This is a genomic window from Phycisphaerales bacterium (assembly GCA_016699835.1).
GTDB lineage: Bacteria > Planctomycetota > Phycisphaerae > Phycisphaerales > UBA1924.
In genome coordinates, this window is sequence record CP064987.1 from 2,103,802 (window position 1) to 2,116,544 (window position 12,743).

General features: G+C 63.7%; 12 protein-coding genes and 1 tRNA gene. 11 read left to right on the forward strand and 2 right to left on the reverse strand.

The window, feature by feature from the left end; all coding sequences use genetic code 11:
* The first annotated feature begins 281 nt into the window (after positions 1–281).
* From IPK69_08725 to IPK69_08775, 11 genes are all read left to right on the forward strand, one after another.
* Positions 282–1,490 carry a type II secretion system F family protein gene (locus tag IPK69_08725; protein QQS08086.1) on the forward strand — a complete coding sequence of 403 codons (1,209 nt, stop codon included), beginning with the start codon at positions 282–284 and terminating at the stop codon, positions 1,488–1,490.
* A 98-nt stretch (positions 1,491–1,588) separates the two neighbouring features.
* Positions 1,589–2,044: a type II secretion system protein GspG gene (locus tag IPK69_08730; protein QQS08087.1), complete on the forward strand. Its 456-nt coding sequence runs from the start codon at positions 1,589–1,591 to the stop codon at positions 2,042–2,044.
* Positions 2,045–2,078: 34 nt separating this feature from the next.
* Positions 2,079–2,660: a hypothetical protein gene (locus IPK69_08735; protein ID QQS08088.1), complete on the forward strand. Its 582-nt coding sequence runs from the start codon at positions 2,079–2,081 to the stop codon at positions 2,658–2,660.
* Positions 2,657–4,009: a prepilin-type N-terminal cleavage/methylation domain-containing protein gene (locus tag IPK69_08740; GenBank protein QQS08089.1), complete on the forward strand. Its 1,353-nt coding sequence runs from the start codon at positions 2,657–2,659 to the stop codon at positions 4,007–4,009. Before IPK69_08735 ends, IPK69_08740 begins: the two co-directional genes overlap by 4 nt.
* Positions 4,006–4,854 carry a hypothetical protein gene (locus IPK69_08745; GenBank protein ID QQS08090.1) on the forward strand — a complete coding sequence of 283 codons (849 nt, stop codon included), beginning with the start codon at positions 4,006–4,008 and terminating at the stop codon, positions 4,852–4,854. Before IPK69_08740 ends, IPK69_08745 begins: the two co-directional genes overlap by 4 nt.
* Before the next feature lie 101 nt (positions 4,855–4,955).
* Positions 4,956–5,912, forward strand: a complete 957-nt coding sequence (locus IPK69_08750) for a hypothetical protein (protein ID QQS08091.1) — start codon at positions 4,956–4,958, stop codon at positions 5,910–5,912.
* Positions 5,913–7,541, forward strand: a complete 1,629-nt coding sequence (locus IPK69_08755) for a hypothetical protein (protein QQS08092.1) — start codon at positions 5,913–5,915, stop codon at positions 7,539–7,541. It begins immediately after the preceding gene.
* On the forward strand, positions 7,538–8,134 hold the full coding sequence (locus IPK69_08760) for a hypothetical protein (protein ID QQS08093.1): 597 nt from the start codon (positions 7,538–7,540) through the stop codon (positions 8,132–8,134). Before IPK69_08755 ends, IPK69_08760 begins: the two co-directional genes overlap by 4 nt.
* 24 nt (positions 8,135–8,158) lie before the next feature.
* Entirely contained in the window at positions 8,159–8,818 is a 660-nt protein-coding gene (locus tag IPK69_08765; GenBank protein QQS08094.1) for a hypothetical protein, read from the forward strand.
* Positions 8,819–8,836: 18 nt separating this feature from the next.
* Positions 8,837–8,920, forward strand: a tRNA-Leu gene (locus IPK69_08770).
* 63 nt (positions 8,921–8,983) lie between these two features.
* Positions 8,984–9,961: a 4-hydroxybenzoate octaprenyltransferase gene (locus IPK69_08775; GenBank protein QQS08095.1), complete on the forward strand. Its 978-nt coding sequence runs from the start codon at positions 8,984–8,986 to the stop codon at positions 9,959–9,961.
* Between the two features lie 27 nt (positions 9,962–9,988).
* Here the strand turns inward: IPK69_08775 and IPK69_08780 are convergent, their stop codons facing one another.
* Both IPK69_08780 and IPK69_08785 read right to left on the reverse strand, forming a co-directional pair.
* A complete protein-coding gene (locus IPK69_08780) occupies positions 9,989–10,966 on the reverse strand; it encodes a hypothetical protein (protein QQS08096.1) in 978 nt (325 codons plus the stop codon).
* A gap of 376 nt (positions 10,967–11,342) precedes the next feature.
* Positions 11,343–12,551 carry a hypothetical protein gene (locus IPK69_08785; GenBank protein QQS08097.1) on the reverse strand — a complete coding sequence of 403 codons (1,209 nt, stop codon included), beginning with the start codon at positions 12,549–12,551 and terminating at the stop codon, positions 11,343–11,345.
* Positions 12,552–12,743 lie beyond the last annotated feature (192 nt).

Sequence of the window (12,743 nt, forward strand, 5' to 3'; positions counted from 1 at the left end):
ACGCGGCAGACGGTGTGGTCGTGGGCATGGCGGTCTCGGCAGGAGGTTGATTCTGGCTTTGATGCTCATTCTGCGAGCATTCGCTCGGCGACTCACGCCGCGCACGCATGATTCTCTGAGTCCCCACGCCCAACGTCCACACGCCCGCTCAAGTCCTCGCGATTCTGACGCCCTGTGGCCGATCTTGGTGTGACCCGGCCTGTCCGGTAAGGAGTTTCCGGCGTGGTTCGTCCTCCATTTGAGACGGGCCGGATGGTCCCAAGCCTCTAGACTTCCTGCACATGTCCACGGTCGGAAGACGAGCCTCGAGTTACCTCTATCTCGCCGCCAAGGTGAATGGCGGGCGTTCGGTTGGCGTTCGTACGGCTGAGACTCGCCGTGCTCTCGTGGACGACCTCCGACGGGAGCGGCTTGTCCCCCTGCGGACCTGGGAGTTCCCCTCGTGGCTCGAACTCACGCCACGCTCGAAACTCAAGCCCAAGGACCAGGCCGAGATCCACACGCAACTCTCCCAACTTCTCAGCCGGGGTGTCTCGCTGGTTGAGGCGTTGGACGTGACCGGTGCGGCAGTGGCCCCGGTCGCCAGGCCGCTCGTCGGGAAGATCCGCACGCTCGTCGCCGGCGGGAGTTCCTTTGCCGCCGCCTGCCAGCAGACGGGCGCGTTCGATCGCGTGACGATCGCCGTCTATAGGGCGGCGGAGCGCTCGGGGGACCTCGCGGGTGCGGCGAAGCAACTCTCGATCACCCTGCGTCGCCAGTTGGCGGTGATGGGCAAGGCCGCCACACTGATGCTCTATCCGATCATCGTGCTCTCGCTCAGCATCCTGATGGGCACGGGCATCATCATGTTCATCGTGCCGCGCATCGGGCGCGCCATCGAGAGCATGGGCAAGCCGCTGCCACTGCCCACGAAGATCCTCGTCACCCTCGGCGAGGGGCTGGTCGCGAACTGGGTCTGGGCACTCCTGGGCCTGCTCGTCGCGATCACGCTGGGCGTGATGTCGCGCAAGCAGATTGCCGGGCTGATCGCGCGGCTCTCGCGACGGATTCCCGTCCTCCGCGACGTGGTCCTCGCGCAGGAGTCCACGCGATTCTTCACGGTGATGGCCGCGATGTCGCGCAGCGGCGTCCCTCTCTCCGACGCGCTCGGCGTCGCCACCGGCGTCATCGGGCACCCGCGTCTTCGCTCGCAACTCGCCACGCTCCAGACCAAACTCATCGAGGGCGGCCTGCTCCGCGTGCTCATCGAGCGCGTCGACGCCCTCCCGCTCCCCACGCGACGATTGCTCGTCGCCGCCGAACGCACGGGCGACCTCACGCCTGCCTTCGAGACCCTTGCCGCCGACGCGACCGAGGATGTCGAGCGGCTCTCGGGAAGATTCCTCGCCGTGCTCGAGCCGGCGTTGATCATCGTGATGTTCCTCGTGATCGGAACATTGCTTCTCTCGATCATGATCCCGCTAATGAAGGCCCCGGCGTCGGTGGGCTAGAAAACCAGTGAGAATCGCAACAATCGCGGACGGAGCACCACCATCCGCGCGTCATTTGAAGTAAGGCCACGACCATGCAGACCCAAGGAATCCGATCCATGTCTCCGAACACAACACACTCCATGTCGCACACCGGTTCAGGCACGCGTCGTCGCCGCGCCCGGGGCGGCTTCTCGCTCCTCGAACTCATGCTCGTCCTCGCGATCATCGGGATCCTGATGGCCGTCGCCGCCTTCAACGTGCTGGGCATGGGCGCCAAGGGCAAGGTCACCGCGACCCAGTCCACGCTCAACACCATTAAGTCCGCCCTCGACTCGTACATCCTCCAGTACTCGTCAGCCCCAAACCAACTCAACGTCCTCATCCAGACCAAGTTCCTCTCGAACAAGAAACTCCAGGACGGCTGGGGGACCAACCTGAACTATGAGCCGCGCCCGGGCGATGTTGATCGTCCATATCTCCTCACCTCGTCGGGCCCCGACATGCAGGTGGGCACGCCCGACGACATCGATGTGTGGCTGATCAACGCCCCGGAGACGCCCGCGAATCCGTGATAGTGACGTGCCCACGCGAGGCACGAGGCACCCCATGCGCCGCCGAGGCTTCACATTTCTCGAGACGATCGTCTCCGCCGTGCTCCTCGCGGGCGTGGCGCTCGCCGTCTTTGTGACGCTCAACTCGATCGTGCTGCAGCAAACCCAGCAGCGCCAGCGCCTCACCGCTTCGGAGATCGCCAACCGCCTCGTCATCATCTATCTCGACGACGCCAACGAACTTGCCCGCATGGCGGCCGACCCCTTCGTCGAGAACGAGCGCGAGTTCTACCGCTGGTCGTACGAGGCCACGCCCGTGGACTTCCACGCCGGTTTCGTCCCCACCGACAGCGACAACGCCCGCATCGCCCGCCGCGGACAGGTGCTCGAGCGATTCACGAACCTCTCCGTCACCGTGTGGCTCTCCGAGCGCTCGGGGGGCGCACCATCGCCCGACCTGGGCGTTCCCACGGCCCACCTTGTCCGCCTCAACAACCCGATTCCGCTGCGAAATCCGGACTCGCTCCAGAAGGCCGCCACAACCGGTCGCATCATCGAACTGCTCTCCCAACCCGTCGGCGGGACCGGCTCACGGACCACGCCGAATCGCACGACACCCTCGGGGAGCAAGCCATGACCCGGCGCGCGTTCACGCTCCTGGAACTCATGCTCGCGATGGCGATCGGCGTCGTCGTGCTGGGCGCGGCGTTCGGCGTCTTCTTCACCGTCTCCACCACCGATCGCCGCCTCGAGCGCCGCTATGACGAGATGGCCGAGATCGAACGCACGCGCATCGTGATGGAGCGGACGTTCAGCACACTCGTCGTCGCCGAGGGGAGCGACCCCGTCGCACGCGAGAAAGCACGGCGCGAGCGCGAGGCCGCCGACGCCGCCGCAGCATTGGACAAAGCCGCATCGACTGGTTCGGTCATACCCAGTTCGCTCACGCCTGTCGGTTCACCCGCGGGCACGAAGTCCCCAACAAGTTCCGCCGCCAACGCCGCCGCCGCCGCCAAGGCTCTCGCCGATGCCGGGCTGGACACCGGCGCCGCGGCAGAGGAAGACGCCCCGCTCCCCGTGCGTGCCGCCCCGCGCTTGCGCCTCACCCTCGACGATCCGGCTCGATTCTCGGATCCGCTCGGATACACGGCGGTGTCATCCTCGAACTTCACGCCCCAGCGGCTCGAGGTCGTGCTCTCGGCGTCGCCCGTTCCCGTCTCCACCGACGAGACCCTCGCCGCACGTCTGGCGTACACCGCGCGTGAGCGTCGCGAGCGAGAGAAGGACTACGAGCGTCGCAAGGCCGAGCGCGAGCAGGCCGCCAAGGACGCCGCGATCTCCGGCCAGACGCTCGCGCCCGGCGACGAGTCTCCCCTCGAGCAGCCGACGGACGAGCCGGTCGTCCAGGCCGTGCGCGGCGCTTTCGAGTTGCGGCCGGTGCCACCGGCACAACTCAACGCCATGAGCGTCCCCGAGGATTCCAAGCCCCTGTGGGAGTTGTGGTGGGTCCCGCTCCCACCGCGATTCGCCGATGACGACGCGGAGAACGCCGAACTCACGGCGATCCAGCCCCCGGACCTCCTTCAACCCGTCGGCCAGCCCTATCGCCTCGCGTCGAAGATCGAGGCCCTCGAGTGGCGTGTTTTCGTCAAGAGCCAACGACAGACGACCTACACCCTCGCGTACACCAACGACATCCCGGCCTACGTCGAGATGGAACTCAAGACCCGCAGCGGCTTCACCGCCAACTGGCTCTTCGAACTCAACTGGGTCAGCGGCGCCGAGGTCAACCAACCCGTCGCCGTCGACGCCTCTGGAAAGCCGATCTCGCCCAGCGCCACGACCGGGAGCGCGGCCACTCGAACGACCGGCTCGTCCAAGCCCGGAGCGAGCGGGTCCAAGCCCGCCGCCACGCCGCTCAATCCCGGCGCCGTCCGCGAACGCCCCGGTGGTAAGAGGACCTCCGAAGGAGACGCCAAGCCATGAGCCGCTCACAGTCCGTGAACGCGCGACGTGCCGCGCGTCGCCGCCCCGCGCGACGCAAGGGCTTCGCGCTCATGTTTGTCGTCATGCTCTCCTTCGTCGCGGCCATTGCCCTCGCGGTGATGGTCGAGCGCCAGATGGCCCAGACCATGTCCGTGCAGCGCCAGGTCGCGCTCTATGAGACGCGCCACCTCGAGCGCGGACTCGCCGAGGCCGTGGAAACCTGGGTTCGATCCCTCGGCAACGCCCCCGTCATCGACAACCTCGGCGAGAACGGCCTGGCCTTCGAGATCTCGCCGCAGGGCGAGGCCGGGATCCTCGTGTATTTCGAAGACGCCCAGGGGACCGCCCTCGACGATCTCACCGCGCTCCAGGGCCTGCGCTACGACTTCGCCTCGCGCATCCTCGACGAACTCGCCGCTCGCGCCAAGGACCAGACGGTCACGTGGACCCGCCGCCTCGGACCCGTCGCGATCAGCGCCAACAGCGCCCGCGAGGAGGTCCTCGACGCCGTGGTCGCGACGTGCTGCAACCCGGGAAACGGCAAGACCATCCCCGGCGAGATCATCCGCGCCCGCGCGACAGAGCCCTTGACCCCCGTCACGCTCGACCAGGTCATCATCAACTCCGGCGTCACGCCCGAGGAGCAGAACGCGCTCCGCAAGGCCCTGACTGCGTCGCCGATCCTCTGGACCTGCCGCGTCGAACCGACCGACAACTCGCTCCGCCTGCCGGGGCAGCGGCTGCGATACTCGGGCGTGGTCCTCTCCTCCGGCGGCGATCGCGACGGTCTGGCCGGGTTTCAAAGACGTGTCTCGGTCCTGGAGATGAAGCGCGAGCAGTACTGATACAGTTGAGCCTCGCGATTCGGCACGCCTCAGGGAGGAGGCCAGAACCATCGCGATCGCGGGGCGAGCGACAGGAAACGGAAGGGAAGCACGCCATGGACATGCCTCGAACCAAAGCCACGCGGATCACCTGGATCGCCCGGATCGGGACGCTCGCGAGCGTCGGCCTGGGTGCGTGGGTCCTCGTCTCGGCGCTCAAGTCGCCCCAGTCGGCCTCGCCCTCGCCGCGTGTCATCACGATTCCTACCGCCGTGGTCACCGCGACCAAGGGCGAGACCCGCACCGCGATCGACCTCACGCCCACCGCCGCGAGGTTCGGCTCGTTCGCCAACAGCCCGAGGCCGATCGTGATCGAGCCGGTCACGCCGCCGAGCGTTCCAACCACGCCCGTGGCCGACACCACGCCCCCGCCCCAGGCCGACGAACTGAAATACCTTGGCCAGATCGAGTTCGCCGGACTGAAGCGCGCCATGATCGCGCGCGGGCCGCACCAGGTGCTCGTCAAGGTCGGTCAGTCGATCGAGGGCGAGCGCGTCGCGACCATCGATCGAGACTTCGTCGAACTCGACCGTGACGGCGTGACCCGCCGCCTCGAGCGCGCCGAGCGCACGGGCGACTTCTTCACTCGCGTCGCCGCCGCCGGCGCACAAGGTCAGCAACGCCCCGGAACCAATCCCAACGCCATGGGCGGCGCCTCAACCGCTTCGCCCGGCATCCGCGTTTCGGCCGCCAACTCTGCGGCCTCCGCCTCCGCCGCGGCAACGACCGCCAACGCCTCGCGCCCGGGTTCCATGGACGCCGCAGCCAATCAGGACGGGCGCCTCTCCGAGGAACAGGTCCAGCAACTCCTCCGCGAACTCATGGGCAAGTCCGAGGTCAAGGAGGACGCCTACGCCAGCGAGACGAGCAAGGTCCTCCAGGAACTCATCCGCCAGGGCCAGGCCAAGCAGGTCCAAGAGTTCATCCAGTATCGCCAGAAACTCCAGTCCGAATCGCCCGATCGTGACGGCACCGAACTGGACGTTGAAGCGCTCAAGTACCTCGGGATCGACTTCTAGATGAGCGTCCGAATCGCCTATCTCGAACGAGCGCAACGCGGCATCGCGATCCGCTCGGTTCGCCTCGCCGGCCAAGGGACCGAGGAACGCTGGGCCGCGCCGCAGGGCGAGGACTCCCCCGAACGCACCATCGCCCAGGCCGCCCGCTGGATCGCCTCGTCCCTCTCGGGCACGCGCGCCGCGGGAAGGCTTGAGTGGCTCTGCCTCGATACCGTCGGCGGCGTCTGTTCGTGGATCTCCAGCCCCTCCGCCGAGCCCCAGGTCGTCGCCACGCTCGCGCGGATGGGCGCCGTTCCCGCGGGCGATGACGCCCTGGGCGCACGCACCACGCCCCACTCTGGCCCCATCGAGTTCTTCGCCCAGGATCCCCTCGACTCGCTCATCCAGCCCATGGGCGTCGCCGTCGCCGAGCAACCGGCTAGGGCAACAACATCTCGCGCAAGATCACGAAAGGGTGATCAGATCGCCGCCCCCGAGCGTCTCGCGATCCTCGCCCAGGCCGATCTTCCCGCGCGCGTCCTCGCCGACGAACTCGACGCGCTGGGCGTGACCATCGGCTCGACGCTCTCGCTCTGGCACGCGATCGCCGACGCGTGGGATCCCGCTTCGGCCCTCAACGCCGCACCCGGGAGCGAGACGACGATCCCTGAGCCGCCATCGCCCCTGGCGATCGTCGTCGTCGATCCCTCGCGCGCCGACGCCCCGCGACTCGTCTGGGCATGGTCGCTCGCGGGACGCCTCCTCGCCGGCGGCGAGATGCGCCTCGCCCGCGCCGACGAGGACCACGTCCACCTCGACGATGCCGAGATCTCGCGGCTCTCGATGGATTTCACCAGTTGGTCCTTGCAACTCGGCGTCGCACCCAAGCGCCTCGTCGCCGTCGCGCCCCATCACGTTGCGCGGCCGCTCATGGACGGCCTCTCCCGCGCCTGGCCAGGCTCCGCCGGCCAGGTCGCCGCCGACGAGGACCCACTCGGCGCCACGCTCTCGCGGCTCGCCGGCGCGCTCGAGCGCACGCCGATCCCGCAATCCACGCTCCCCGACCCCGCCGCCGAACTCGTCTCCCTCGCCTCGCGCCCGGGCAAGGCCCACCGCCAGATGTACCGCTGGCTCGCCCTCCTCGCGACGATCGTCGCGGGCGTCCTGGGCGTCTGGGCGTGGCAAGCCCGCGCTCGCGCGATCGCCGCCTCCGCCGAGGCCGGCCAGGTCTTTCTCGACACCAACGACGCGATCGCCAAGGAGTTCCCCGAATTCGCGAATCGCGTGGACCCCAAGTCCAAACTCATCGACGAGGCCATCACTCGCGCGAAGAAGCAACTCACCATCCCCAAGGGCCCGCGCCCGGCCCTTCCCATCCTCAAGGAACTCGAGACCATCACGCTCGTCCTCGGCTCGGGCGATTTCTCCCTCGAGCGCCTCGAGGTCTACTCCACCTACGCCACCGTCTGGGTCAGCGCCGAGTCCCTCCCCGCCGTCGAGCCCGTCCCCAACGCGCTCCGCAACATCGCCGGCTCGCAGATCGTGTGGGGCCAGGAAACTATCTCGGAAGAGCGACAGGGCGCGACTGGCAAGAAGTTCGTCTGCAAACTCGTGGGCTCGTGGCCCAGCACGCCGGAGCCACGCCCATGACCGCCTTTGACTCGGGCACCTTCACCCCCCGCGACTCGTCGGCCAGCGACGCACGCTTCGACCTCGCCGCCGCCGCCGCTCGCACCGAGATGCGCAACCGCCCGCGGAGCCTGGTGCTCTTCGCGGTCTTCGTGCTCGTCGTATGTGCCGCGGTGGCCGCTTGGGCCGTCACCGGGGAGCAGTCGGCCCAATCGAAACTCGCCCAGAACCGCGCCTGGAGCGCGAACCTCGTGAACAAGGCCGGCGAACTCAAGAAACTCCGCGCCGAGATCGACGCGAAGGGCTCGTCAGGGGGCTTCGTTCCCAACACGATGATCCGCAGCACGATCAACTCCTACGCCCGCCAGGCCGGGATGAAATCCGAGCCCCAGGCCCCGCGCGTCACCGCCGAGGCGCCCATCGGCGAGGTCCAGCGCACCATCATCGACTACAGCAAGGTCAAGGACGAGTCCATCGGCGCCATCCTCGCGTGGGTCGAACTCTCCCTGAAGAGCGTGCCGGGCCTCGAGGTCGAGGGCATCAAGATCATGCCCGAGGCTCACGAGTGGTCCGCCGACATCAAGTTCTACCGCTGGGAACGGATCGACCGATAGCGCTTCGCCAACCACGAGACGACGATGAACCGACACACGACCCGACTCCTCCTCGCCGCCATCCTGCTGGGCCTCCCCGCGTCGCTCGGCGCGTGCAACACGTCCGGTACGCGGTTCGTCGCCCAAGACGACATGGACGCGCGCACGGTCGAGGCCGGGAAACTCTGGGCCAAGGCCGACTCCCTCCGCCAGAACGCCGAGCATGAGAAAGACCAGGTCGAACGCGCCCAGGCCTACCAGAAGGCCGCCGAGATGTACCGCAAGTCCCTCCAGCAGCGCGAGGACATCGGGGCCGTCTGGCAGAACCTCGGCGTTTGTCTCATGGAGGGCGAGCGCAACTACATGGACGCCGGCACCGCCTTCCGCCGAGCCGCCGAACTCCTCCCCACCGACCCGCGCCCCTACGAGAACCTCGCCCAGGCCTACCTCCGCGCCGGGTGGCACAAGGAGTCGCTCCAGTACTTCGTCGAGAGCCTCGACCGCGACCCGGCCTACCTCCCCTCCCTCCGCGGGCACGCCGTTCTCGTCCAGACCCTCATGGTCTCCGACGAGCCGTCGCTGGAGCGCCTCCAGCGGGCGCTGCTGCTCGAGACCGACCCGGCGTGGCGCGCGGTGATCCAGCGCCAGGTCTTCCGCGTCGAGCGCGATATCGCCGACAAGCCGTCGTACGCCTCGCCGTCGTGATATCCTGACCTCATCGACGCCGGGGTGGCGAAATGGCAGACGCAGCGGATTCAAAATCCGCTTCCCCAAAAGGGAGTGTGGGTTCAAGTCCCTCCCCCGGCATTCTCAGAGGCTTTCTCCTGGTGGCACAACTCTCCAGAGTTGTGATCAGATACATCGAACGCCGTGACCCACACGCCGACCATCCACGCCAACTCCCGCCAGGCGTTCGCCCAATCGCTCCGCATCGCCGCGGGCGACATCAAACTCGCCCACTCGGTCTTCGCCCTGCCCTTTGCCGTGCTCGCGGCGTTCCTGGCGCGTGATCCCGACTCGCCCTGGGGGCACTTCGCCCTGCAACTTGCCCTCGTCGTCCTCTGCATGGTCCTGGCGCGCACGTGGGCGATGCTCTTCAATCGCCTCGCCGATCGCGACATCGATGCGCGCAACGAACGCACGGCACGCCGCGCCCTGGCCTCGGGACGGCTCTCACCCACGCGCGGCTGGACGATCGCCCTCACCTCGGCGGCATTCTTCGTCCTGGGCACGGGCGGGTTCTACCTGCTCGACCAGAACCCCTGGCCGATGATCCTCGCGGTCCCCGTGCTCGCGTGGATCGCGTTCTACTCCATCACCAAGCGATTCACGGCACTCTGCCATGTGTTCCTTGGCGGCGCACTGGGCGCCTCACCTATCGCCGCCGCCATCGCGATTCGGCCCGTGTCGCTCCCGATGCTCTTCGGGTCGTCGGCCGGCGCGGCAGGGACGGCACCATCGTGGACCATCCCGCTGCTGGCGCTCTTTGTCGTCCTGTGGGTCGCGGGGTTCGACGTGATCTATGCCCTGCAGGATCTGGAGTTCGACCGGCGTGAGAACCTCCGCAGCATCCCCGCGCGTCTCGGCCCTCGCGGGGCGGCGTGGGTCGCGCGGCTCCTCCACGCCGGGGCGTTCGGCGTGCTCATCCTCGCGTGGCACCGCGAGCCGCGCTTCGGCCCGATCGTGCTCGGCGCGGTCGCGCTCGTCGGCGTGATCCTGGCCCTCGAGCACACGATCGTCGCCCGCCGCGGCCTCGCGGGGATCCCCATGGCCTTCTTCACGCTCAACGGCATCGTCAGCCTCGTTCTCGGAGCCGCGGGGTGCGCCGAGGTGGTGATGGGGGCATGAAGCACAAATCAGAGTCGCCACTCCGAGCTATTTACTATCTTTGCTTGTGTCAACTGAATGGTTGGGAGGCCAAGAAACACTTACTGCTGCATCATGTTGTGCACCCCACCTTGTACTACTGATTCCCCAATGGTTTGCTGGCCACGACGCAGACAGTTCTGATGCATGAGCCGAAACTCCGAGAGCATTACGTGAGGCACGCCAGTCCCGCTTGCTCTCATATGTTGCTTTAGTCCAAGCATCAGGTGTATCACGATCTTCTACAACCGATTCAAGGTAGGCCTCAAGGCTCGGACCCGATGAGTACTCTTGGTAGGGACTGATCGCAACACGCTGGCCTTCCATTTCCAAGAAGTTGCCATGGTCGTCAATGCCACCCGCGTCAATCACATATGGATACGCTACTTCTAAAGTGTGTTGGATCATCAAATTTGGCGGCACTTGGTCAAATGGACCATCATACCAAGTATTCTCTCGTACTTCCCTCTCGTGCACACCAACAAGAATGTAACGGTCAAGTTGAAGATTGTGGAGAAAGCAAAACCTAGAGCGGCTTCCCCACCACGTTTCGATCTTGGCACCATCGCCGCGTGACCACGTCTCCGGCACAGACTCTCTAGTATTCAAGACATAATAAAACGCCCTTCCCGGGCGCCAGAATATTAGATATAGAAAATAGCCCGACTCGTCTCTGACGCCAGAAATAAACTCTTCTCCGTCGAGAAGTTGAAACGGCGGTTTAGAGAATGCGCTCTGATCCAAAATGAATGTTCTTTGGATCTCATCGACCGCTACGTCAACAGAGTTCAACTCGCTATTATATTTGATACGAATGCCGCTATCACCATCTTTATACTCCGCCACCTCGATGTCTCGGGGGTAATATGAATCAAAGTACCCAACAGAAATCGTACCGTTTTCGACATCGGCAAATCGTATGTTACCGCTAACATGTCGTGGCCCAAGAGGAAAATTGTAGTAATAATATCTTTCTGTTGGAAACACGCGTGACTGCGTTCGTGCACACGACAGTACGTACTTCAACACACTTGACGGGCTTGAAAAAATGGGTTGTTTGACCTCCCCTTCATCGTTGTTGGTGAAATGGGGAGACCGAATAGTACAGTCGTCAATATAGTCTTCATTGAACGCGATTTGTCTTTCACCTGCACAGAGACTTCGCTCAGTTTCAGAGTGGAGTCGGATACAGCCATTGCACGCGACAACTGCTGCTCCGCAAACAATGGAAGGTCCAATTCGTAGGCGACTTCGCAAGTGAAGTTGCTCTATTCCTGGAGAATCAATGAGGATAGTCGATTTTCTATTGCAAATCAGCCACCGTGAGATTTTGTTATACATGTGATCTGAGTCTCAGCAACTGTTATGGCAGCGGCCATGGCAGTCGCGGTGTGATGTCTCTGATATTCCGGAAAGTAGTAAGCCAATCGTGTCCTTCTGGAAAAAGTGGTGGCCATTCATTTGGTGACGGTTCACCCCAAGATTCAGAGATCTTTTTGGTATGCCCTGGAGGCCAAAGCGGTTGTGGACCGGGCCATGTGTTAGAGGCATATGACAAATGCCCCGGGGGATAATATACACTTATGTTAATAGTGTGTCCCGCACTCCAACCATTGGAAATCGCCGGGTAGTGGTTTGGCGGCCATTTCTGTTGAGATACCGCGACGACATGAGTCCACATACCGCTTATATTTCCCGCATGATCTGGTGGCCATCTCTGCTGGTTTGAGTCAATGACTCGATGTTGAGGCCACCACGTTCTAGAAATTGTTTGATCATGATCGGCAGGCCATTCATGTGATATCGACCATGTGTGACTTGTTGGCCACTTCGCGCTCTCGTCTGTAGAATGTGTTGCTGGATCGTCAACATAAGAAGTGCCAACCGCGTGAACCGCTGGTTCCACCGGTCTTGGCCATGTAGTGGACGATGCTTTGAGATGATTTGCGGGCCAAGTGGCACTTACACTCTTGATGTGTTCAGGATAGTGTACGGAGCTGTATTCTTGGTGATCTGGGGGATTGTTAGGGTCGTAACTCCGGGACACTCCAGTTGTATGATTTGGAGGCCACCATCTGGGGTGATCTGCAGGCCAAGTGCTACTTACTCCTTCAAGATGTGTGTCGGGGGCCATCGTCGTGGCCATAAAATAATCGCGCCCTAGCGACACAATCGCACCAATATACGTAAATAACTCTCGTGATGCGACGCCTATTGGGTTGGCGTCATCCACAACGACGCCAATCGTGTCGATTGTTATCCATATATCATCAACATCTTTTTGGCCATCAAAATTGAGGTCCCCTGACGGCAGTTGCGATGTTACATCATCGATAATCTTTGTCACATCCTGCCCGCCAACTGCCTCGCCGTCTGTTGTGGTTTTTCCAAAAGTGGATTCTAATATTTTAGCAATGGCGGCAACTGTGTCTTCGCCATTGACTATGCCGTCGCCGTCGAAGTCGCCAATCGCAAGATTCTGGCCATAGATTTCGTACATTCTGTCGAGTATCATCATTGATACATCGACATCACTGATAGATCCGTCGTTGTTCAAGTCTTTGAGTTCCATGCCTGATTGAGACATGATGTGTGTCACAATCATGCGATCTGGCGGCCCATACGGTTGAGCTGACGCTGCAGATGTAGCAATGTAAGCACAACCAATTGGGATCCATAACGCTGAACAGCGAGTCAACATATTGGTTCTCCAATGAAGATCAGAACGCCCTTGAAACTACCACATCGTAATCAACATGTCAAC

Excerpts from the sequence above, each read along its gene's own strand:
- IPK69_08725 (QQS08086.1), top strand. The coding sequence starts at position 282 with ATGTCCACGGTCGGAAGACGAGCCTCGAGTTACCTCTATCTCGCCGCC.
- IPK69_08730 (QQS08087.1), top strand. The coding sequence starts at position 1,589 with ATGTCTCCGAACACAACACACTCCATGTCGCACACCGGTTCAGGCACG.
- IPK69_08735 (QQS08088.1), top strand. The coding sequence starts at position 2,079 with ATGCGCCGCCGAGGCTTCACATTTCTCGAGACGATCGTCTCCGCCGTG.
- IPK69_08740 (QQS08089.1), top strand. The coding sequence starts at position 2,657 with ATGACCCGGCGCGCGTTCACGCTCCTGGAACTCATGCTCGCGATGGCG.
- IPK69_08745 (QQS08090.1), top strand. The coding sequence starts at position 4,006 with ATGAGCCGCTCACAGTCCGTGAACGCGCGACGTGCCGCGCGTCGCCGC.
- IPK69_08750 (QQS08091.1), top strand. The coding sequence starts at position 4,956 with ATGCCTCGAACCAAAGCCACGCGGATCACCTGGATCGCCCGGATCGGG.
- IPK69_08755 (QQS08092.1), top strand. The coding sequence starts at position 5,913 with ATGAGCGTCCGAATCGCCTATCTCGAACGAGCGCAACGCGGCATCGCG.
- IPK69_08760 (QQS08093.1), top strand. The coding sequence starts at position 7,538 with ATGACCGCCTTTGACTCGGGCACCTTCACCCCCCGCGACTCGTCGGCC.
- IPK69_08765 (QQS08094.1), top strand. The coding sequence starts at position 8,159 with ATGAACCGACACACGACCCGACTCCTCCTCGCCGCCATCCTGCTGGGC.
- IPK69_08785 (QQS08097.1), bottom strand. The coding sequence starts at position 12,551 with ATGGAACTCAAAGACTTGAACAACGACGGATCTATCAGTGATGTCGAT.